Origin of the sequence: Streptomyces sp. NPDC058459 (genome assembly GCF_042721685.1) — a bacterium.
GTDB lineage: Bacteria > Actinomycetota > Actinomycetes > Streptomycetales > Streptomycetaceae > Streptomyces.
The window spans coordinates 25,095-45,340 of sequence record NZ_JBHXLV010000027.1 but is presented as its reverse complement, the minus strand read 5'-3'; the positions used below and the strand labels follow the sequence as shown (position 1 = coordinate 45,340).

The 20,246-nt window shown below is 70.6% G+C and carries 18 protein-coding genes and 1 pseudogene; 6 read left to right on the top strand and 13 right to left on the bottom strand.

The window, feature by feature from the left end; translation table 11 throughout:
- Positions 1–357: 357 nt before the first annotated feature.
- Positions 358–618: pseudogene (locus ACFWN1_RS08300) on the top strand (phosphatase PAP2 family protein); the annotation flags it as partial.
- 55 nt (positions 619–673) lie between these two features.
- Here the strand turns inward: ACFWN1_RS08300 and ACFWN1_RS08295 are convergent.
- The 8 genes from ACFWN1_RS08295 to ACFWN1_RS08260 all read right to left on the bottom strand — a co-directional run bounded on the left by ACFWN1_RS08295 (position 674) and on the right by ACFWN1_RS08260 (position 10,344).
- Positions 674–2,446, bottom strand: a complete 1,773-nt coding sequence (locus ACFWN1_RS08295; RefSeq protein ID WP_384359320.1) for a chitinase — start codon at positions 2,444–2,446, stop codon at positions 674–676.
- A gap of 158 nt (positions 2,447–2,604) precedes the next feature.
- Positions 2,605–3,066 (bottom strand): hypothetical protein, encoded by a 462-nt coding sequence (locus ACFWN1_RS08290; protein ID WP_384359317.1) that lies wholly within the window; start codon positions 3,064–3,066, stop codon positions 2,605–2,607.
- Between the two features lie 122 nt (positions 3,067–3,188).
- On the bottom strand, positions 3,189–4,619 hold the full coding sequence (locus tag ACFWN1_RS08285; RefSeq protein WP_384359316.1) for an NAD(P)/FAD-dependent oxidoreductase: 1,431 nt from the start codon (positions 4,617–4,619) through the stop codon (positions 3,189–3,191).
- A 22-nt stretch (positions 4,620–4,641) separates the two neighbouring features.
- Complete coding sequence (locus ACFWN1_RS08280) at positions 4,642–5,442, bottom strand: ABC transporter permease (protein WP_384359315.1); 801 nt, start codon at positions 5,440–5,442, stop codon at positions 4,642–4,644.
- A 1-nt stretch (position 5,443) separates the two neighbouring features.
- Positions 5,444–6,370, bottom strand: a complete 927-nt coding sequence (locus tag ACFWN1_RS08275) for an ABC transporter permease (RefSeq protein WP_384359314.1) — start codon at positions 6,368–6,370, stop codon at positions 5,444–5,446.
- Positions 6,370–7,521, bottom strand: a complete 1,152-nt coding sequence (locus ACFWN1_RS08270) for an ABC transporter ATP-binding protein (RefSeq protein WP_384359313.1) — start codon at positions 7,519–7,521, stop codon at positions 6,370–6,372. The genes ACFWN1_RS08275 and ACFWN1_RS08270 overlap by 1 nt, the downstream gene beginning before the upstream one ends.
- Before the next feature lie 5 nt (positions 7,522–7,526).
- Positions 7,527–8,774, bottom strand: a complete 1,248-nt coding sequence (locus ACFWN1_RS08265) for a spermidine/putrescine ABC transporter substrate-binding protein (RefSeq protein ID WP_384359312.1) — start codon at positions 8,772–8,774, stop codon at positions 7,527–7,529.
- Between the two features lie 31 nt (positions 8,775–8,805).
- Positions 8,806–10,344 (bottom strand): gamma-aminobutyraldehyde dehydrogenase, encoded by a 1,539-nt coding sequence (locus tag ACFWN1_RS08260; RefSeq protein WP_384359311.1) that lies wholly within the window; start codon positions 10,342–10,344, stop codon positions 8,806–8,808.
- 207 nt (positions 10,345–10,551) lie between these two features.
- Between ACFWN1_RS08260 and ACFWN1_RS08255 the strand changes: the two genes are divergently transcribed.
- The gene (locus ACFWN1_RS08255) at positions 10,552–11,115 is read left to right on the top strand and encodes an NADAR family protein (protein ID WP_384359310.1); all 564 of its coding nucleotides are present in this window, start codon (positions 10,552–10,554) and stop codon (positions 11,113–11,115) included.
- Here ACFWN1_RS08255 and ACFWN1_RS08250 read toward each other — a convergent pair.
- On the bottom strand, positions 11,101–11,931 hold the full coding sequence (locus tag ACFWN1_RS08250; protein WP_384359309.1) for a DUF4190 domain-containing protein: 831 nt from the start codon (positions 11,929–11,931) through the stop codon (positions 11,101–11,103). The two genes, ACFWN1_RS08255 and ACFWN1_RS08250, sit on opposite strands and share 15 nt — an antisense overlap.
- Positions 11,932–12,060: 129 nt before the next feature.
- On the opposite strand from ACFWN1_RS08250, the gene ACFWN1_RS08245 reads away from it, so the two are divergent.
- Both ACFWN1_RS08245 and ACFWN1_RS08240 read left to right on the top strand, forming a co-directional pair.
- On the top strand, positions 12,061–13,191 hold the full coding sequence (locus ACFWN1_RS08245; RefSeq protein WP_384359319.1) for an adenosine deaminase: 1,131 nt from the start codon (positions 12,061–12,063) through the stop codon (positions 13,189–13,191).
- 36 nt (positions 13,192–13,227) lie between these two features.
- Positions 13,228–13,917, top strand: coding sequence for a glycerophosphodiester phosphodiesterase (locus ACFWN1_RS08240; protein ID WP_384359308.1), 690 nt, complete (start codon positions 13,228–13,230; stop codon positions 13,915–13,917).
- A 95-nt stretch (positions 13,918–14,012) separates the two neighbouring features.
- Here ACFWN1_RS08240 and ACFWN1_RS08235 read toward each other — a convergent pair whose 3' ends face one another.
- Positions 14,013–14,864 carry a hypothetical protein gene (locus tag ACFWN1_RS08235; RefSeq protein WP_384359307.1) on the bottom strand — a complete coding sequence of 284 codons (852 nt, stop codon included), beginning with the start codon at positions 14,862–14,864 and terminating at the stop codon, positions 14,013–14,015.
- A gap of 75 nt (positions 14,865–14,939) precedes the next feature.
- Between ACFWN1_RS08235 and ACFWN1_RS08230 the strand changes: the two genes are divergently transcribed.
- On the top strand, positions 14,940–15,278 hold the full coding sequence (locus tag ACFWN1_RS08230) for a hypothetical protein (protein WP_384359306.1): 339 nt from the start codon (positions 14,940–14,942) through the stop codon (positions 15,276–15,278).
- 37 nt (positions 15,279–15,315) lie between these two features.
- Here ACFWN1_RS08230 and ACFWN1_RS08225 read toward each other — a convergent pair whose 3' ends face one another.
- Positions 15,316–16,587 (bottom strand): OmpA family protein, encoded by a 1,272-nt coding sequence (locus tag ACFWN1_RS08225; RefSeq protein WP_384359305.1) that lies wholly within the window; start codon positions 16,585–16,587, stop codon positions 15,316–15,318.
- Positions 16,588–16,687: 100 nt separating this feature from the next.
- Here ACFWN1_RS08225 and ACFWN1_RS08220 point away from each other — a divergent pair, with 100 nt between their 5' ends.
- Entirely contained in the window at positions 16,688–17,227 is a 540-nt protein-coding gene (locus ACFWN1_RS08220) for a hypothetical protein (RefSeq protein WP_384359304.1), read from the top strand.
- Positions 17,228–17,245: 18 nt separating this feature from the next.
- Here ACFWN1_RS08220 and ACFWN1_RS08215 read toward each other — a convergent pair whose 3' ends face one another.
- Together ACFWN1_RS08215 and ACFWN1_RS08210 are read right to left on the bottom strand one after the other, a co-directional pair.
- Positions 17,246–18,124 carry a hypothetical protein gene (locus tag ACFWN1_RS08215; protein WP_384359303.1) on the bottom strand — a complete coding sequence of 293 codons (879 nt, stop codon included), beginning with the start codon at positions 18,122–18,124 and terminating at the stop codon, positions 17,246–17,248.
- Entirely contained in the window at positions 18,121–20,226 is a 2,106-nt protein-coding gene (locus tag ACFWN1_RS08210; RefSeq protein WP_384359302.1) for a hypothetical protein, read from the bottom strand. Before ACFWN1_RS08210 ends, ACFWN1_RS08215 begins: the two co-directional genes overlap by 4 nt.
- Positions 20,227–20,246 lie beyond the last annotated feature (20 nt).

Below are 20,246 nucleotides of genomic sequence, written 5' to 3'. Positions count from 1 at the left end.
CCCCTGTTCCGGGGCGGCCGACCTCCTTCTCGCCGTCCGTGCGCATGCGAAGCTGGCCCGGTGTCCACTCCCGCCCGCCGCCTCGCCCTCGCCGCCGCCCTGTCGCTGTGCCTCCCGGCGCTGCTGTTCACGCTGCTCACCTGGCAGGTGCTGGCACACGGGCCGCTGCTCGCGCTGGACGCCCGGCTCAGCAACGGCCTGGTCCACCCGGACCGCTTCTCCGAACTCCTCTCCGACCTCGGCGAGATCGCGGTGGCGGTACCCGTGCTGGTGCTCGCCCTCGGGTACGCGGCCCTGCGCGGCCGGAGCGCCGGGGTGCCCCGCTGGTGGCTGCCGCCCTCGGCTGCCGCGCTGCTGATGGCGGTGCTCCCGGCGATCGTGGTCCCGCTGAAGCTGTGGACCGCGCGGCCGGGGACCCCCGAGGTGCCCCCGGCCACCGGCTACTTCCCTTCCGGCCACACCGCGACGGCGGCCGTGGCGTACGGCGCCTCGGCGCTGCTCCTCCTCCCCTGGTGCCGCACCCGCGCCGCACGCCGCGCGGCGGTCGGTGTCCCGGCCGCCCTGGTGCTCGCGGTGTCGTACGGGCTGGTGCGGCGGGGCTGGCACTGGCCGCTGGACGTGCTGGCGTCCTGGTGCCTGGGCGCGGTGCTGCTGACCTGCCTGGCCCAGGTGCTCAGCCGAAGTAGGAGTCGAAGGTCCGCTGGAACTCCCAGCCCGCGAACCGGTCCCAGTTCACCGACCAGGTCATCAGACCCCGCAGCGCGGGCCAGGTCCCGTGAGGCGCGTACGAGCCGCAGTTCGTCTTCTTCGTCAGGCAGTCCAGGGCCTTGGTGACCTCGGCCGGGGCGACGTAGCCGTTGCCCGCGTTGACCGAGGCGGGCATGCCGATGGCGACCTGGTCGGGGCGCAGCGGCGGGAAGACGTTGTTCGCGTCGCCCGCGACCGGGAAGCCGGTGAGCAGCATGTCGGTCATGGCGATGTGGAAGTCGGCTCCGCCCATGGAGTGGTACTGCTTGTCCAGACCCATGATCGGGCCCGAGTTGTAGTCCTGGACGTGCAGCAGGGTGAGGTCGTCCCGCAAGGCGTGGATGACCGGGAGGTAGGCGCCGCAGCGCGGGTCCTGCCCGCCCCACTTGCCGCTGCCGTAGAACTGGTAGCCGTTCTGCACGAAGAACGTCTCCGGGGCCATGGTGAGCACGAACCTGGTGCCGTACTTGGCCTTGAGGGTCTTCAGCGCGGAGATCAGGTTGACGATCACCGGGGTGGTCGGGTTCCTGAAGTCGGTGTCGCCGGTGTTCAGGGAGAGCGAGTGGCCCTCGAAGTCGATGTCGAGGCCGTCGAGACCGTACTGGTCGATGATCTTGGAGACGGAGGAGACGAAGGCGTCACGGGCGGTCGTGGTGGTGAGCTGGACCTGGCCGTTCTGGCCGCCGATGGAGATCAGCACCTTCTTGCCCGCCGCCTGCTTGGCCTTGATGGCGGCCTTGAAGTCGGCGTCGCTCTCCACGTTCGGGCACTCGGACACCGGGCAGCGGTTGAAGCGGATGTCGCCGGAGGTGACCGAGGTGGGCTCGCCGAACGCCAGGTCGATGACGTCCCAGCTGTCGGGCACGTCGGCCACGCGGGTGTAGCCGGAGCCGTTGGCGAAGCTGGCGTGCAGATAGCCGACCAGGGCGTGGGCGGGCAGTTGCGTGCCGCCGCCCCCGCCCCCGCCGTCCCCGCGGGCCGGGGTGGTCGCGGTCACCGTGGCGGACCGGGCGGACTCCCCCGCGTCGTTGCTCGCGGTGACCTGGAAGGCGTACGCGGTCGAGGGGTTCAGGCCGCTCACGGTGGCCGAGGTGCCGCTCACCGTCTGGACTCTGACGCCGTCCCGGTAGACCGCGTAGCCGGTCGCGCCGGTCACCGGGGTCCAGGTGAGCGCGACGGAGGTGGCGGTGACGGTGCCGGTCCTCAGCCCGGTCGGCACGGTGGGCGGCTGGGTGGTGGTGCCGCCGCCGGGGCCGGTGAGGGAGATGTCGTCGGCGTAGTATGCGCCGGTGCCGTACCAGCCGTGGGTGTAGACCGTGACCTTGGTGGTGTCGGCGCCGGTGGTGAAGGTGGTGGCGAGCTTCTGCCAGTCGGGGGCGGACTGGGTCGAGGTGGAGACGTCGGTGGTGCCGGTGCCGCTCGCACCGAGGTACACGTAGGAGCCGCGTACCCAGCCGGCCAGCGTGTACCGGGAGTTGGGTCTGACGGACACCGTCTGGGCGCACTGGGCGTTGTCGCTGCCCTCCGGCGTGGCCTTCAGCGCCGCGGCGCCGCTGTGCACAGGGGAGTCGACGGTGGCGCCGGCGGTGCAGGTCCAGGGGGAGAGCCCGGACTCGAAGCCGCCGTCGACCACGGCGTCCGCGTCGGCCGCGCGGGCGGCCGACGAGAGCGCGGCACTGCCGGGCACGGCGAGAGCCATGACCGTGAGGAATGCGACCAGGGGTCGGGAACGGTCCACAAATGCCTCCAGGCATGGGGGAGTTGGAGGTCGAGGGTGCACCCAACTTGGTCCAGACCAATTCAGTTGTCAAGAAGTTCCCGCCAAGCAGTCCTCGTCGAGCAGTCCTCGTCGAGCGGTCACGAGCGGCGCCCGTCCTCCTCGCTCGCCAGCGTGGCCGCCGCCTCGTGCATCGCCAGCTCCAGCAGCGCCGGGTCGGTGAGCGTGCCCGACCCGTCCGGCGGCACCAGCCAGCGCACCCCCCGGGTCGCCCGGCCGGGGTACGGCACGACGATCCAGGTGCCGGACCCGGCCGCGCGGATGCCGGTACCCAGCCAGCGGGCGGCCGTTCCGGGCGGCACGAAGAAGCCCACCCGGTCGTCACCGGAGTCGGCCAGCACCGGGCCGGGCCGGTCGAGGACGCGGGTGAGCACGTCCAGCGTCGGACAGCCCAGCTCACCCGGCAGTACGAGCACGTCCCAGGCTTTCCCGGCGGGCAGCAGGACGACCCCCAGCGGGCTGCGCTCCCACTGCCACCGGCAGGTCTCCGGGTCCGGCGCGACGGATGCCAGCCACTCGACCGCAGTCTTCGCCCCTGTCATGGAACAGACCTCCCTCTCGTTCGCGGACACGCGCGTCTGCGAAGGAGAGGGAGGTGGGGCCGCCCGCATTACGCGGGTTCCCCGGCCTCTTTCGAGTGACCTGGGTGACCTGGGTCAGGGGCCTAGCTGTCGAACCCGAGCCCCAGCCGGTCCATGGCCCGCAGCCACAGATTGCGCCGCCCGCCGTGCGCGTCCGCCCGCGCCAGCGACCAGCGGGTCAGCGCGATCCCGGTCCAGGCGAACGGCTCGGGCGGGAAGGGGAGCGGCTTCCTGCGGACCATCTCGAGGCGGGTCCGCTCGGTGTCCGCCCCGTCCAGCAGGTCCAGCATCACATCGGCGCCGAAGCGGGTCGCGCCCACGCCGAGCCCGGTGTAGCCCGCCGCGTAGGCGACCCGGCCCTGATGACCGGTGCCGAAGAACGCCGAGAACCGGGAGCAGGTGTCGATGGCGCCGCCCCAGGCATGGGTGAAGCGGACGCCCTCCAGCTGCGGGAAGCAGGTGAAGAAGTGCCCGGCCAGCTTGGCGTACGTCTCCGGCCGGTCGTCGTACTCCGCGCGCACCCGGCCGCCGTACGGGTAGATCGCGTCGTAGCCGCCCCACAGCACCCGGTTGTCCGGGGTCAGCCGGAAGTAGTGGAACTGGTTGGCGGAGTCCCCGAGTCCCTGGCGGTTCCGCCAGCCGAGCGAGTCGAGCTGCTCGGCGCTCAGCGGCTCGGTGGTCAGCGCGTAGTCGTAGACCGGCACCGTGTAAGAGCGGACCCGGCGCAGCAGGCTGGGGAAGATGTTGGTGCCGAGCGCGACCTTGCGGGCCCGGACCGTGCCGTACGGGGTGCCGGCCTCCATCCCGGCGCCGTACGGCTTCAGGGACAGGGCCGGTGTGTGCTCGTACACCCGGACCCCGAGGGCGAGGCAGGCCCGCTTCAGGCCCCAGGCGAGCTTGGCCGGGTGCAGCAGGGCGACGCCCCGGTGGTCCCACAGTCCGGCCTCGAAGGTGGGCGAGCCGACCTGGGCGCGCAGGGCGTCCCGGTCGAGGAACTCCACGCCGTCCGCCAGGCCCTTGTCCTGAAGCTCCCGGTGCCAGTCGCGCAGTTCCCACGCCTGGTAGGTCTCGGTGGCCACGTCGATCTCGCCGGTGCGCTCGAAGTCGCAGTCGATGCCGTGCCGGGCGAGCGCCGCCTCGATCCCGTCGAGGTTGCGGGTGCCGAGTTCGTGGAGCCGGCCGATCTCGTCGGGCCAACGGGCCAGGCCGTTGGCGAGGCCGTGGGTGAGGGAGGCGGCACAGAAGCCTCCGTTGCGGCCCGAGGCGGCCCAGCCCACCTCGCGCCCTTCCAGCAGCACCACGTCCCGGCGGGGGTCACGCTCCTTCGCGTTCAGCGCGCTCCACAGTCCGCTGTAGCCGCCGCCGACCACGAGCAGGTCGCAGGTGTCGGCGCCGGTGAGGGCGGGCTCGGGGTGCGGCTTGCCGGGGTCCTCCAGCCAGTAGGGGACCGGCTGGGCCTCGGCGAGGGAAGCGATCCAGTTGCCTTTTCCACGACTCATGGCGCCAGGGGCCATGATTTCAACTCCCTACAGGGCTCTATGCCTTCTGTTGACCGCGTCGGTGGGTGACGAGCATCGAGACCAGCACGAACAGTACGGCGACCAGGAACATGGCCGTCCCGATGACGTTGATCTGAACGGGCGTTCCGCGCTGTGCCGAGCCCCAGACGAACATGGGGAAGGTGACGGTCGAGCCCGCGTTGAAATTGGTGATGATGAAATCGTCGAAGGAGAGCGCGAAGGACAGCAGCGCGCCCGCGGCGATCCCGGGTGCCGCGATGGGCAGGGTGACCCGCCAGAAGGTCTGCACCGGTCCCGCGTAGAGATCGCGGGCGGCCTCCTCCAGACGCGGGTCCATCGACATCACGCGCGCCTTGACCGCGGTGACGACGAAGCTCAGGCAGAACATGATGTGGGCGATCAGGATCGTCCAGAAGCCGAGCTGGGCGCCCATGTTGAGGAACAGGGTGAGCAGCGAGGCGGCCATGACGACCTCGGGCATCGCCATCGGCAGGAAGATCAGCGAGTTGACCGCGCCGCGCGCCCGGAACCGGTACCGGACCAGCGCGAAGGCGATCATCGTGCCGAGCGCGGTGGCGCCGATGGTGGCCCACAGGGCGATCTGGAGGCTGAGCCCGAGCGAGCCGCACATGTCGGCGACCCCGCACGGGTCCTGCCAGGCGTCGGTGGAGAAGTGCTGCCACTCGTAGTTGAAGCGGCCCTTGGGCCTGTTGAAGGAGAACACCGTCACGACGATGTTCGGCAGCAGCAGATAGGCGAGCGTCAGCAGTCCCGCGACGACGACGAGACGGCGCTTGAGCCAGGTGAAGACGGCCATGTCAGACGAGGTCCTCCGTCCCGGCCCGGCGGATGTAGAGCGTGACCGTGGCCAGGATCGCGGCCATGAGGATGAAGGAGAGCGCGGCTGCCGTCGGATAGTCCAGCACGCGCAGGAACTGGGTCTGGATGACGTTGCCGATCATGCGGGTGTCGGTGGAGCCGAGCAGCTCGGCGTTGACGTAGTCACCGGCCGCCGGGATGAAGGTGAGCAGGGTGCCGGAGACCACGCCGGGCATCGACAGCGGGAATGTCACTTTGCGGAAGGTGGTCCAGGGCCGCGCGTACAGGTCCCCGGCCGCCTCGTGCAGCCGTCCGTCGATCCGCTCCAGCGAGCTGTACAGCGGCAGGATCATGAAGGGGAGGAAGTTGTACGTCAGCCCGCACACCACCGCCAGCGGGGTGGCCAGCACCCGGTCGCCGGCCGTCCAGCCGAGCCAGCCGGTCACGTCCAGCACGTGCAGGGTGTCCAGCGCGTGCACCACAGGCCCGCTGTCGGCGAGGATCGTCTTCCAGGCGAGGGTGCGGATCAGGAAGCTGGTGAAGAACGGCGCGATCACCAGGATCATGATCAGGTTCCGCCAGCGCCCGGCCCGGAACGCGATCAGGTAGGCCAGCGGATAGCCCAGCAGCAGGCAGAGCACGGTCGCGGCGGCAGCGTAGAGCACCGAGCGGACGAACTGCGGCCAGTACTCGGCAAACGCGTGCCAGTAGGTGGCGAAGTGCCAGGTGACCTTGTAGCCCTGCTCCAGCGACCCGGTCTGCACCGAGGTCGACGCCTGGTAGACCAGCGGCAGCGCGAAGAACACGATCAGCCACAGGATGCCGGGCAGCAGCAGCCAGTACGGGGTGAACCGGCCGCGCCCCCGGAGTGGCTTCGCGGGCTCGGGCGGGGCGAGCGGCGGGGGCGCCTCGGTGAGGGTGGACATCAGACGGCCGCCTCTTCCTCGGTGCCCGCCTCGATGTCCTGGGCGGCGTCGAGCGCGAAGGTGTGCGCCGGGTTCCAGTGCAGGACGACCGCGGCGCCGGGGACGAGCCGGGTGTCCCGCTCCACGTTCTGGGCGTACACCGCGAGGGCGCCCGCGACCGGGCTGTCGATCACGTACTGGGTGGAGACACCGATGAAGCCGGCGTCCGCGATGGTGCCGGTGAGGCGGTTGCGGCCCTCGGGGACCGACCCCGCGTCGTCGGCATGGGTGAGCGCGATCTTCTCGGGGCGGATGCCGACGAGCAGCTTGCCGCCGGTGGGCGCGGGGGCCTGACATCGCGCCTCGGGCAGCAGCAGCTTGCCGTCCCCGGCGCGCAGCGTGATGTCGCCTCCGCCGCGGGAGTCGACCTCCGCCTCGATCAGGTTGGAGGTGCCGAGGAAGTTGGCGACGAAGGTGGTGCGCGGGTTCTCGTACAGCTCCGTGGGCGAGCCGAGCTGCTCGACCCGGCCCGCGTTCATCACGGCGACCGTGTCGGCCATGGTCATGGCCTCCTCCTGGTCGTGCGTGACGTGGACGAAGGTGATGCCCACCTCGGTCTGGATGCGCTTCAGCTCCAGTTGCATCTGGCGGCGCAGCTTGAGGTCGAGGGCGCCGAGGGGCTCGTCCAGCAGGAGCACCTTGGGGTGGTTGATCAGGGCGCGGGCGACCGCGACGCGCTGCTGCTGGCCGCCGGAGAGCTGGTGCGGCTTCTTGCGCGCCTGCTCCCCGAGCTGGACCAGCTCCAGCATGTCCCCGACCTGCTTCTTGACGCTCTTGATGCCGCGCCGGCGCAGACCGAAGGCGACGTTCTCGAAGATGTCGAGGTGCGGGAAGAGCGCGTAGGACTGGAAGACCGTGTTGACCGGCCGCTTGTACGGGGGCAGCCCGGTGACGTCCAGGTCGCCGAGGTGCACGGTCCCGGAGGTCGGCTCCTCCAGCCCCGCGATCATGCGCAGGGTGGTGGTCTTGCCGCAGCCGGAGGCGCCGAGCAGCGCGAAGAAGGAGCCCTGGGGCACGGTGAGGTCCAGCGGGTGCACGGCGGTGAAGGAGCCGTACGTCTTGCCGATGCCGGAGAGGCGGACGTCGCCGCTGCCGTCTGTCGTCGTCTTCATCCTCGTCACGCCCCTGTGAGCTTCGCGAACTTCTCTTCGTAGGCCGTCTCTTCCTTCTGGCTCAGGGAGCGGAAGGCGTGGGACTTCGCCTGCATGGCCTTGTCGGGGACGATCAGCGGGTTGTCCGCCGCGTCCCGGTCGATCTTCGCAAGCCAGGGCTTCACGTCGTCGACCGGAGTGACGTAGTTGATGTAGGCGGCGAGTGCGGCGGCCTGCTCGGGTTCGTAGAAGAAGTCGATCAGCCGCTCGGCGTTCGTCTTATGACGCGCCTTGTTGGGAATCAGCATATTGTCCGTCGAGGTGACATAGCCGCTGTCCGGAATGACGAAGTCCACATCGGGGCTGTCCGCCTTGAGCTGGACCACGTCCCCGGCCCAGGCGACACAGGCCGCGAAGTCGCCCTTGGCGAGGTCGGCGGTGTAGTCGTTGCCGGTGAAGCGGCGTATCTGGCCCTTGTCGACGGCCTTCTGCAACCGGGCCGTCGCCGCGTCGTAGTCGTCGTCGGTGAAGTCGGCCGGGTCCTTGCCCATGTCGAGCAGGGTCATCCCGATGCTGTCCCGCATCTCGGAGAGGAAGCCGACCCGGCCCTTGAGCTTCGGGTTGTCGAGCAGGTCGGAGACGGATCTCACCTCGATGCCGTCCAGCGCCTTCTTGTTGAAGGCGATGACCGTGGAGATGCCCTGCCAGGGGTAGGAGTAGGCGCGTCCCGGGTCCCAGTCGGGGGTGCGGAACTGGGGCGAGAGACTGGCGAAGGCGTGCGGGAGGTTCGCCGGGTCCAGCCTCTGCACCCAGCCGAGCCGGATCAGCCGGGCGGCAAGCCAGTCGGTGAGCACGATCAGGTCGCGGCCGGTCTCCTGGCCGGCGGCGAGCTGCGGCTTGATCTTGCCGAAGAACTCGTTGTTGTCGTTGATGTCCTCGGTGTACCGGACCGCGATCCCGGTCCTGCGCTGGAAGGCTTCGAGCGTGGGGTGGTGTTTGCCGCTGTCGTCCACGTCGATGTACTCGGTCCAGTTGGAGAAGTTGACCGTCTTCTCCCGGGCCGAGCGGTCGTCGGCCGCGGTGCCGCCGGGGGTACGTCCGGCCGCCGGGATGCCGCAGGCGCTGAGGGCTCCGAGGCCGCCGGCCATGAGCGCGCCTGTGGCCGACGCCCGCAGCAGCGACCGGCGGGTCAGGGCCGCCCGCCCGCTCCGCAGACTGCGCCGCACGGCGGCCAGCTGGGGCGGGGTGAGGCGGCCGGGCTCGTACTGATCCATACGCGTGGTGCCCTTTCGGAGAACGGGACGCTTAGGGGCGGTCCCCGAAGACCGTGCGGTGCCAGTCCTTGCGGACGGCCGCCGTGTTGTCGAACATGACGTGCTTGACCTGGGTGTACTCCTCGAAGGAGTACACCGACATGTCCTTGCCGAAGCCGGACGCCTTGTAGCCGCCGTGCGGCATCTCGCTGATGATGGGTATGTGGTCGTTGATCCACACGCACCCGGCGCGCAGTTCGCGGGTGGCCCGCTGGGCGCGGTAGACATTGCCGGTCCAGGCGGAGGCGGCGAGCCCGTACGGCGTGTCGTTGGCCAGCCGCAGACCCTCGTCGTCGGTGTCGAAGGGGAGCACGACCAGCACCGGGCCGAAGATCTCCGCCTGGACGATCTCGCTGTCCTGGGCGGCGCCGGTGACCAGGGTGGGCCGGTAGTAGGCGCCGCTCTTCAGCCCCCCGCCGGGGGCCTCGCCGCCGGTGACCACGGTCGCGTAGGCGCGGGCCCGGTCCACGAAGGCGGCGACGCGGTCGCGGTGGGCGTGCGAGACGAGCGGGCCGAGGTCGGTGCCGGGCGCGAAGGGGTCGCCGAGCCGCACGGTCTCCATCAGCGCGGCGGTCCGCTCCACGAACGCCTCGTACAGCGGGCGCTGCACATAGGCGCGGGTGGCGGCCGTGCAGTCCTGGCCGGTGTTGATGAGCGCCCCCGCGACCGCGCCGTTGGCGGCGGCCTCCAGGTCGGCGTCGTCGAACACCACGAAGGGCGCCTTGCCGCCCAGCTCCAGATGGAGCCGCTTCACGGTGGCCGTGGCGATCTCGGCAACCCTGCGCCCGACCGCCGTGGACCCGGTGAACGAGGTCATCGCCACGTCCGGATGCCCGACCAGCCGCTCCCCCGCGCCGGGCCCGGTCCCGCTGACGATGTTGATCACACCGTCGGGGATGCCCGCGTCGACGGCCGCCTGAGCGAACAGCAGCGAGGTGAGCGGGGTCAGCTCGGCGGGCTTGAGCACGATGGTGTTGCCCGCCGCGACGGCCGGGAGCACCTTCCACGCGGCCATCTGGAGCGGGTAGTTCCAGGGCGCGATCGACCCGACGACCCCGATGGGCTCGCGCCGGACGTACGAGGTGTGGTCGCCGGAGTACTCCCCCGCCGACTGCCCCTGGAGCTGCCGGGCGGCGCCCGCGAAGAAGGCGGTGTTGTCGATGGTGCCGGGGATGTCGAACTCGCGGGTGAGCTTCAGCGGCTTGCCGCACTGGAGCGACTCGGCGCGGGCGAACTCCTCGGCCCGGTCCGCGAGCACGGCGGCGAAACGGTTCAGCGCGTCGGAGCGCTCGCCCGGCGTGGCGGCGGCCCAGCCGGGGAACGCGGCGCGCGCGGCGGCCACGGCCGCGTCGACGTCGCTCTCCCCGGCGAGTTCGTAGCGGTACACCTCCTCGCCGGTCGCGGGGTCGGTCACCGCCTGCGTACGGCCCGAGGTGCCCGGCGCGAGGCGGCCCGCGACGAACTGCGCGCCCTCGGCGAAGCGGTCGCGTGCGGGAAATCGTTCCGGGATGGCGTTGCCCGGTCTGTGCATGTCGCTCTCCTCCGCCGGACACCCCTTCGGGGGCCGGGTGGCGTGGCTCCAGCTCGATTTGAGTGCCGATCCTGACAGAGGAGAGGGAGTGCAACAAGGGATTCCGTTGTTGCCTTTTGGTTACGCGACGGAATCTGTCGGCGGGCTGTCTACTCAGGGCTTTCGGTGCCGGACGGAATGTCGGTGGCGGCTGCCACACTTCGGTGCATGGGGAAGATCGACGGGGTGGAAGCGCTGATCGGCGCGGTCCGGGCGGGGACGCCCGTGAAGTACCTGCACTTCTGGGGGCACCGCCCGCAGCGGGACGGGAGCGTGGGCGCGGGATGCCTGAGCCAGTGGTGGCCGGCGCCGTTCACGGTGGACGGGGTCGGGTACGCGACGGCCGAGCACTGGATGATGGCGGGCAAGGCGCGCCTCTTCGCCGACCCGGACGCCGAGCGGCTGGTCCTGGCCTCGGGACCTCCGGCCGGGGCGAAGAAGGCGGGACGGCTGGTCCGGGGCTTCGACGAGGAGATATGGCGCCGGGAGCGGTTCGGGATCGTCGTCGAGGGCAGCGTGCACAAGTTCGCCGCCCATCCCGGCCTGCGGGAGTACCTGCTCGGCACGGGTGAGCGGGTGCTGGTGGAGGCGAGCCCGGTGGACCGCGTGTGGGGGATCGGGCTCAGCGCGCGGGACGAGGGCGCGTCCGACCCGGCCCGCTGGAAGGGGCCGAACCTCCTGGGCTTCGCCCTGATGGAGGCTCGGGCACGGCTTCGGTCAGCTGCGGGGTGAGGCGGGCGCCGGGACCCAGGGCGCGGAGTCGTAGGAGGTGCCGGTGGGCTCGTCCGGCCGGCTGTCCTCCCGGTGCTGTACGAAGGCGAACAGGCCGATGACGAACGCCAGCACGGCCACGCCCATCACGATGCCGATGATGCCGAGCACGAAGCCCGCCTGGGCCTGCCCGCGGTTGGTCGCCTCACCCCGGTCGGCACGCCTGCGGCCCTGGACACCGAGGATCACCGCGACGACACCGAGGACCATGGAGGCGACGCCGTAGAGGCACAACAGGACGATGGAGAGGATGCCGAGCACCAGGGCGGCGGTGCCCGCGGTGTTCTGCGGGCCGGGACCCATGGGGACGCCTGGCCAGCCGTAGGCCGGGGGCGGGGGGTAGCCGCCGGGGTTCGGGGCGCCGGGGTAGCCCGGGGGGCCGGGGTAGTGCTGGGGACCTCGGTAGTGCTGGGGACCTGGGTGGTGCTGGGGGCCGGGGTAGCTCGGGTAGCCGTAGCCGGCCGGGGGTGTGGGGGCGCCGTGCGCCGGGGCGGGCGGGGGGAAGTGCGGGACGCCGGGGCCGTGCGGGGCGATCGGCGGGGGCGGGACACCGGGGCCGCTGTGCTGCGGGGGCACGGCGGGGCCCGGGTGGGGGCCCGAGCCGACTGCGGGCATGGCGGCCATCGTGGCCTGGTCGTGGACGGAGTGCGGGGTCCGGTCCTGCGGGCCCTGCTGGTGCTTCTGGAGGGAGGGTCCCTGCGGGGGCGCCCACGGATCGGACCCCGCCCCCTGCCCCGCCGCGCCTCGTCCGTCGTCGGGCTGCGTCTGCTCCGTCACGTCCTCATCCCCCCACATGGTGTGTCAGCCCATGGTAGAGCCGCCTCGTGTGCCGCAGAGAGCTGCCCCTCGCCCCGCGGGGAGCTGCCCCTGACCGACCTGGACGCCCCCTGGCCCGTCCTAGGATGTCTGCGCACCACCGATCAGCCGATCACCCGCGCCCGGACCACCACCCCTGGTCCACGGGCGCCTTTCCCCGGGGAGGACCCCTTGACCGAGCGCAGCGCCGCCCGCGATCCGCACGCTTTCATCGCCGGACTGCCGAAGGCCGAACTGCACGTCCACCACGTCGGTTCCGCCTCCCCGCGCATCGTCTCGGAACTGGCCGCCCGGCACCCCGACTCCAAGGTCCCGACGGACCCGGAGGCGCTGGCGCGGTACTTCACGTTCACCGACTTCGCGCACTTCATCCAGGTGTACCTGTCGGTCGTGGACCTGGTCCGCACCCCGGAGGACGTCCGGCTGCTGACGTACGAGATCGCCCGGGACATGTCCCGGCAGCAGGTCCGGTACGCCGAGCTGACCGTGACCCCGTACTCCTCGGTGCGGCGCGGTATAGAGGACCGGGCCTTCATGGACGCGATCGAGGACGCCCGCAAGTCCGCCGAGGCCGATTTCGGTACCGTGCTGCGCTGGTGCTTCGACATCCCCGGCGAGGCCGGGCTGGAGTCGGCGGAGGAGACGCTCCGGCTCGCGACGGACGACCGCGTACGCCCGGAGGGCCTGGTCTCCTTCGGCCTCGGCGGCCCGGAGATCGGCGTACCCCGTCCGCAGTTCAAGCCGTACTTCGACCGCGCGCGGGCGGCCGGCCTCCACTCGGTCCCGCACGCCGGCGAGACGACGGGCCCGCAGACGGTCTGGGACGCCCTGATAACGCTGGGCGCGGAACGCATCGGCCACGGCACCAGCTCGGCCCAGGACCCGGAGCTTCTCGCGCACCTGGCCGAGCACCGCATCGCCCTGGAGGTCTGCCCGACCTCCAACATCGCCACCCGCGCGGTCCCCACCCTCGACCGGCACCCGCTGAAGCAGTTCGTGGAGGCGGGCGTCCTGGTCACCGTCAACTCCGACGACCCGCCGATGTTCGGCACGGACCTGAACAAGGAGTACGCGATCGCGGCCCGTCTGCTGGACCTGGACGAGCGGGGTCTCGCGGCGCTGGCGAAGAACGCGGTGGAGGCGTCGTTCCTGGACGCGGCGGGCAAGGAGCGGATCTCGGCGGAGATCGACGCGTACACGGAGGCGTGGCCGGCGGGCTGATCCCCGGGCACCCGTCCGGCTGCCAGAATGACGGCCATGCAGACCTGGACCGCCGTCGCACACCGCGGTGACCCCTACCGCTTCCGCGAGAACACCCTCGCCTCGCTGCGCTCCGCGCTGGACCGGGGCGCGGACGCGGTCGAGGTGGACGTACGCCTCACCCGCGACGGCGTACCCGTCCTGCTGCACGACGACAACCTGAACCGCCTGTGGGAGATAGACCGCCCGCTGTCGTCCCTCACGGCGTCCCGGGTGACGGAACTGACGGCGGGCGGCATCCCGACCCTGGCTGAAGCCCTCTCCGCCACGGAGGGCACCCGGGTCATGGCGGACCTCTGCGGCGGCGTGACCCCTCGCGTGGCGGACCGGGTACTGGACGCGGTCCGCCAGTCGGGCGCGGAGGACCGCGTCTACTACTCAGCGGGCGCGGAGTCCCTCCTCACCCTCCGCGCGGCCGCCCCCGCCGCCGAACTCGCCCTCACCTGGACCACCACGGCCCACCCCCGCCCCCCCGTCCTCACCGCGATCCGCCCCCGCTACCTCAACTACCGCTTCTCCCTCGTCGACCGCGACCTGGCCCACCGGGTCCACCGGGAGGGCTACCTGTTGTCGGTGTGGACACCGGACACGGGGCGGTCGATGCGGAGGCTGCTGACCCTGGGAGCGGACTCGATCACGACGAACAGGATCGACACGCTGACCGCTTTGCGGAAGCAGGCAGGGTAGGTACGCCGCCACTTCACGTCTGGTCCGTCCCCTGCGGACAGCGACCTCGGATGCGGTGAGGCGCGCCCCACTGTCGCCGTTGGCGCTGGCTGCGGTCATGCCGGCGCGAGTTGACGGTCTATGCGGCTGATCAGATCGTTGCGTCGGGTGCGCAGCTCGGTCGGGTCACATGTGGCGGCGATCCGTTGGGCTTCGACCAGAGGGCCGAGCTCCGGAGGGGGCTCGACCACTCCGGTGAAGAGAGGCGCCACCCACGCCGCCGTCGGCGCCTGCGCCTCCGCTCCGCCCGCCGAGACGGCCGGGGCCGGCGGAAGATTTCCAGCCTGTCCATGCAGCATGCGGGCCGTGAGGATGGCCGCCTCCCATACCCGCATGCTCTCCAGACGCACGTGCGAAGCGAGTTCGTCGCGTACCGCGCACAGATCGCTCCAGGCCTGTTCGTGTTCGCGCAGGGCGTCGCCGACTCGTCTCACCAGCCAGGCGTATGTCAGCCTCGCGCGCAGAAGTCCACGGCGGGCCTCGGCCGCGCTGTCGGCGTACGGGTTGTAGGCAACCACCTTCATCGCCACGGCAGTGATCGCGAGGACGAGCATCAGCACGGCGACCCAACCGGGTGCGTAGCGGGTACCGAGATCGTCGGTCTCCGCTTCGCGGGCCCTCACGACCGCCCACACCATGACCGTGGACAACACCGCGACGAGGTAGAGGACGGGCAGGGCGAGCGATCCGATCAGGGAGAGTGCCGGATGCCGGTCGCGGAGAGCGTGCAACCACTCGCGTACCCGATGGAGCGGAGCCGCGATCGCGTGGCCGGACAGCATCATGGCCAGGGCCAGGACGACACCGGGCAGGAAAGAGATCACTCGTTCGACCAGCGAGACCGCCTCGTCACTGGTGGTGAGGTACTGGAAGACGCGCATGAAGTACCACGCGTCGAACAGGGCCATGGCGATGATGACCGGCCAGCGCAGGATCCGTACCCACAGGTCACGGCGGCGGCGGTCACGGGCTCCGTCTTCCGCGTGACGCAGGTCGACCGCCTGCTGGGCCGCTCGGGACGTCAGGAGACGGGACGTGGCCTGGAAACGAGCCAGAGCGTGGAGCGCTTCCTCCGTGCGCGAGTAGGTGCCGATCGTACGGGCTCGGGCGGCGGCGAGTTGGTCGCGGTTGTGACCCACGAGTTCCGCGACCTCGCGAGCCGCGCGCAGCAGCATCCGCATCTCGCCGTTGTCCAGGTGCTCCGGGTCCCGTTCGGGACCGTGCTCCGCACTCTGCACCAAGTGACGGATGTCGCATCCGCAACCGTGGTGGCACGGAATGCCTCGATGTGCGATGGACATGGCCGACGTCCTTTTCTCTGATGGGTTTCTCGACGGCCGTGGGCGGACACGCGGGCACTCAGCCGCGCACCGTCACGGCGATTTCCACTCGCCGGTTACAGGCCATGGCCGCGTAGTCCGGAATGCCGTCGTGGTACTCGGGGGTGCAGCTGGGCCGGTCGTCGGAGAACCCGAGGGCGGACGCCACCTTGATTCCCCGCACCACGAGCGCGGCCCGGACGGCTTGTGCGCGAGCCAGCGACAGGTGCCGGCCGTGCTGTTCACTGCCACGTGAGTCGGTGTGGCCGGAGACGGTGACGGAAACGGGGGCGAGATCCGTGATGCGGCGAGCTGCGTCGTCCAGGGCGCTCCGTGCCGACCGGGACAGCTCGGCCTGATCAGTCGCGAACAGCACGGAGCCGGGCAGAATGATCGTCGTGGTCCTCCCGGCCCGCTCCTCCGCCACGGCAGGGAAGGTCACCCGCGGTTCCTGGGTCCCGGCCCGGGTGGTCTCCGGTGCCGGGTGGACATGTGCGGTAGCGGTGACCTCGCAGGGTGAGGCTCCGGTCGCGGCGCACAAACTGGTCCAGAACCTGATCAGCCAGGCAGTCTGCGGAGAGGACGGCGGCTTCCCCCGGGCAGCGCGGCCGATGCCGACGAAGCGTACCGCCGTGCCCGTCAAGCGGGGCAGTTCGCCCGCCCTGCGGCAGCGCTCCACCGTCGCCTTGATCTCCGACGGGCCGTCGAACCCGGCGTCGCGCAGGTCGGCGCAGCCGGTGTTCGTCAGTCCGTCAGTCGCCACGACGATCCTGCGACGGCCGCTCCGCGGACCGAGTTGCTCGCCGGCCGCAGCAAGCGCACCGAGCACATCGGTACGCCCAGTGCTCGGCGGTTCGGCGGTCACCTTCCGCAAGCGTCGCTCCAGACAGCCGCGCCGCCCTCTCCGGCGGTCCTCCTTCTTTTTGGTCACTCCCTTCACGGGGGCGACGAACGCGCGGTCGACGTCCCAACTCATGCCGGACCGCGTGCCGTCGAAGCCGGCGGCGGACAGGGTCCCGCCCTCCCACGCCGACGGCGCGAGTTCCCGAGCGGCCAACAGCGTGGCCGTCCAGTCCGGCACCCCCGTCCCCGGCGGCACGGTCCGGTCCGGCTGGGTGGACGCACTGCGGTCCACGAGGACGATGGTCTGCTGTCCGGTCTCCTGCGCGCCGTCGGAGCTGTGGTCCAGCCACACGCACGGCCGCGCTTCGGGTGTCTCGAACGCGCCGCAGCCACTGGCCGCCAGGGTGACTCCCAGCGCGCACGCCGCAGCGATGAGCCGTGCGGAGCGTATTCGTGTCAGAAGGCTCACGGAGTCTCCAAAGTAGGTGAACACACATTTGTGACTGTTCTCTGACGGCATGAGGGGACTTACTGGATGTCCTCAGCCATTCGGCACCAGGAGGTACTTCGTGCCCAGTTCGACTCCATCCGCCGCTGACGACCTCGCAGGAGAGGAGGCGGGCGCCGACCTCCGATCGGAGCTCGCCGTTTACACGTCCCTTCTTGCGTCGGCCCAGTTCGCCGACACCAAGGTCGGAATCCTCGGCGCCGTTCAAGCAGGGCTGATGGCCGCAGCCGTACCTCAGGCCGGGGCGCTACGCGAGGCGTGGGAGCATGGCGGACCCGGCGCATGGATCGCGCCCGTCCTGCTGCTGCTTCGGGTGACGGCGTTCCTGCCTGCCGTGTACTGCGTCGTCCAGGCTCTGCGCCCCCGCCTGGAGCCGCCGCCTTTCCCGAACAGGTTCAGCCTGCCGTTGCTCGCCGCCACCGACGGGACCCCTCCGCCGGCGGACAAGGACAGCGAGCGCAAGGAGATCTGGCAGCTGATCCCCTTACTCGCCCAGGTGGTGATGACCAAGCACCGGTACATCGCCAGGGGGGTCGGCTGGACGGGCCTGATGGCGATCACTGCCGGACTCGCCTTCCTCGCCGGCCCGCTGCTCCCCTGATCCATGCGAGCCGCTTCCTCAGTCCCGGGTGGGCCGAACGCGGGGGAGCGGCTCCGCGGGCTCTCGCCCGTCGTACAGTTCGCCGGGCAGCGGCAAGCCGAACAACCGCATGGCATGGCCGAGTTGACGCTCATTGGTGGCAACGAACTCAAAGAGATCCTGAGCCTGATACGCCTTCGTCTGCCCCTCCAGTTGCTTGATGAATTTGTCGAACTGCTCCTGTCGCTGCCGGAACATGTCACCGACCTCCGTGGCCGCCTTGTCCGGCTGCTCGGCCAACAGCACCGCCCACGGAGTGAGCCACGCGAGCGCGTCGGCGTTCTGCCGCGCTCCTGCCATCCCACCGGCGAGGAATGTCCGCCACTGCTCGGCGACCTCACTCAGCAGCTTCACCTGGAGCGCGGACTTCGCGTACCGGTGCTCGATGTCCTGGAGTTCCAGCGAGGCCGCCCGCTGCTGTTGCAGAACCTCCGGGGCGGGCTGGAAGTGCGCCACGGTACGGCAGCTCACCATTCCGTTGTCGAAGCACTCCCCTTTCCGCAGTTCGTCGTTGACGGCGAGCTCGGCCTCCTGAACGCGGAACGGCTCGTACCGACGGGCGATGTCACGGACACGTTCCGTGAGCCGCTGGGGCATGTCCGCCGCATAGCCGTCGACTGTGTGCCCGAGCGTCTCCCGGTCCAGACGCCCCTCCGCGCACCAGTCGCAGTGAACCTCCACCTGGAAGCTGAAGCCGTCTCCCTTGGCGGGGGTGACGAACGTGACGGTAGAACTGCGGTGCACCGACTCGATCGGCGGAACCGCCGTCGGCTCGAAAGGCACGCTCTCCTCCGGGCGTCGGCCGCCGAGCAGATCTCGCAGCCACGCGAACGGGCCACGACGGTACGTCCTGGTCACATCGACCACCTCTCTTGCAGCAGGGCTCTGACATGTATGGCCGTATCACTGTCCGGGAGCTGATGGCCCCACAGCCGCAGATGGAACAGCATCTGCTCACGCAGGCGGTCGCCCTCGACATCCGGCTCGGGCAACTCGGCGAAGAACTCGGTCACCAGGTCGTCGAGACCCGGTTCGTCACCGGCCCGCTCCACCCAGAGGCCCAGGGATTTCCAGCCGCACTGGCGGTTCAGGCGGCTGGTGCTGAGCAGGGTTCGCCGGCTCAGGAGCAGCAGGTGTTCACGAGGCTCTGGCTCTTTCAAGAAGGCGGTGACCGCCCGCTCGCCGCGGAATCTGCTGAGCCCGTGGAGACACTTCGCCGCGTCGTCGCGCAGCCAGTGGCGGGACGACGCGGACCACTTGGCCAACCGCCCGAGAACCTGGACCTGCGATCCGGCCGCGTAGATCTCCCGTACCGGGAGCCACACGCTCTTCGTCCCCGCCCCGGCGATCCGCTCCAGGCTGCTGAGCGCCTCCGCGGGAAACCGTGCGCCGATCCGGGTACCGTACGAAGCCTGGGCGCAGGCCTGGAAGTCACGGCGTTGCGACCAGCGGGCCAGCAGACGCTGGACCCGGGGGGCCAGCAGGGGATCGGTCACCGCGCGTTCCAGTGCCCAGGCCGCGGCGAACCGCCGCCGATCGGCGTGCTCTCCCCGTTCCGACGCCCAGCGCACGAGCAGTTCCTCGTGTACGTAGGCCCAGTCGAAGGTCGCCAGCAGACCGACCGTCTGAGCGGCGGCCACTCGGATGTCCTCCTCGCCCCGGACCACGAGGCTGTCGAGCCACTCCAGCAACGGGCCGCGGGCCCCACTGTGGTCGTGCCACAGGACTTCCAGGACTGCTACGCCGAGACCGGGCTGGCTGACCCGTACCAGGCACTCCGGGTGCCGGGCTCCGACCGGTTGCCCATTTCGGTCGGTGAACTCCACGTCGGACTGGTCGAGCCAGTCCTGCACACTCTCCTCGAAGAGCGGCATCTCCGGGACGGAAGAGGGTGAGCGCACCCCGTACAGCAACTCCGCGAGCCGGTGGGACTCCCGGCTGACCCGGCTGAGCGTCGTCCCGTCGAGCACCACGCAGGCGAGCAGGAACGCGTGCGACCAGAGGGAAAGCTCCTGTCTGCCCACCCCGTCGGCCGGCTTCCGAGAGAGCCCGAGGAGTCTGACCGCTTTGGCCCGCAGCTCGGCCCCCAGACCCTGCACGATCTGGTCGACATCGGCGCCGTCACGTACTCGCCGCTCCATATGCTCAGCGAGACCGGCGACCTCGGCCATGGACCTGCGTCCGCGCAGGTCCTCCCTGAGACCCTCGTGCTCCAGCAGTTTGCGGCAGTCCAGCGGGCGGTCGGCGAGCAGCACCCTCAGATGCCGCTCAAGCACCTGGAACGGCATGCCGTCCGCAACCTCGTGCTTGACGAGGTGGCCGGCCAGACCTCCGACCGCCACATGGTCGTCGACGATGATGACCAGTGGCGATCTGCCGTAGGTCGCCGCGCGCAGCCGTATGAGCAGTTGAGGGCGCAGTTCGTTCGCCCACTCCGCGCCGTCGCCCTCGATGACGTGCCCCCGGCCCGGCTGGAGACCTTCCTCATCCGTCACCAGCCGACGCACACCCGCCTCGGAGTCCAGAACCACGACGCCGGTGTCCATCGCGGTCCGCACGGCGAGCAATGCTGTGGTGTAACGCCCCGAGCCGGGGGGCCCGCACAGCACGGCGACTCCATGTCTGGTCAGGTGGGCGACCAGAGCCGCGTGAGTGGCCGGCTCGACGTACAGCTCGCGCTGACGGTCCAGATCCCCCTCCGGGACCCGGCCGTCCACCGGGTCGACAGCCGGGGTGCCGTAGTAGGTGGTCTTGTACATCGTCGTGGCCGCGTCACCGCTGCCGAAACCGACGACCTTCGCCTTGACCCCGCCTTCGACAAGGGTCTGGGGCAGCCCCCGTTCTCGCAGCCGCCGAATGTGATCGGCCTCTTCATCGGTCACCTCCGTGCCGACAGGGGCGAGGGACTCCTTCTCACCGGCGGATGGCTCGAGTGGGGGCGGGTCCACGAAGTCGCTCACGGTTTCGTTCCTGTCGTCCA

Bases quoted from the DNA above. Each gene is read 5' to 3' on its own strand.
- ACFWN1_RS08290 (WP_384359317.1), bottom strand. From the start codon at position 3,066: ATGACAGGGGCGAAGACTGCGGTCGAGTGGCTGGCATCCGTCGCGCCG.
- ACFWN1_RS08255 (WP_384359310.1), top strand. From the start codon at position 10,552: ATGGGGAAGATCGACGGGGTGGAAGCGCTGATCGGCGCGGTCCGGGCG.
- ACFWN1_RS08295 (WP_384359320.1), bottom strand. From the start codon at position 2,446: ATGGCTCTCGCCGTGCCCGGCAGTGCCGCGCTCTCGTCGGCCGCCCGC.
- ACFWN1_RS08280 (WP_384359315.1), bottom strand. From the start codon at position 5,442: ATGGCCGTCTTCACCTGGCTCAAGCGCCGTCTCGTCGTCGTCGCGGGA.
- ACFWN1_RS08275 (WP_384359314.1), bottom strand. From the start codon at position 6,370: ATGTCCACCCTCACCGAGGCGCCCCCGCCGCTCGCCCCGCCCGAGCCC.
- ACFWN1_RS08240 (WP_384359308.1), top strand. From the start codon at position 13,228: ATGCAGACCTGGACCGCCGTCGCACACCGCGGTGACCCCTACCGCTTC.
- ACFWN1_RS08235 (WP_384359307.1), bottom strand. From the start codon at position 14,864: ATGGCCCTGTTCGACGCGTGGTACTTCATGCGCGTCTTCCAGTACCTC.
- ACFWN1_RS08260 (WP_384359311.1), bottom strand. From the start codon at position 10,344: ATGCACAGACCGGGCAACGCCATCCCGGAACGATTTCCCGCACGCGAC.
- ACFWN1_RS08270 (WP_384359313.1), bottom strand. From the start codon at position 7,521: ATGAAGACGACGACAGACGGCAGCGGCGACGTCCGCCTCTCCGGCATC.
- ACFWN1_RS08265 (WP_384359312.1), bottom strand. From the start codon at position 8,774: ATGGATCAGTACGAGCCCGGCCGCCTCACCCCGCCCCAGCTGGCCGCC.
- ACFWN1_RS08285 (WP_384359316.1), bottom strand. From the start codon at position 4,619: ATGGCCCCTGGCGCCATGAGTCGTGGAAAAGGCAACTGGATCGCTTCC.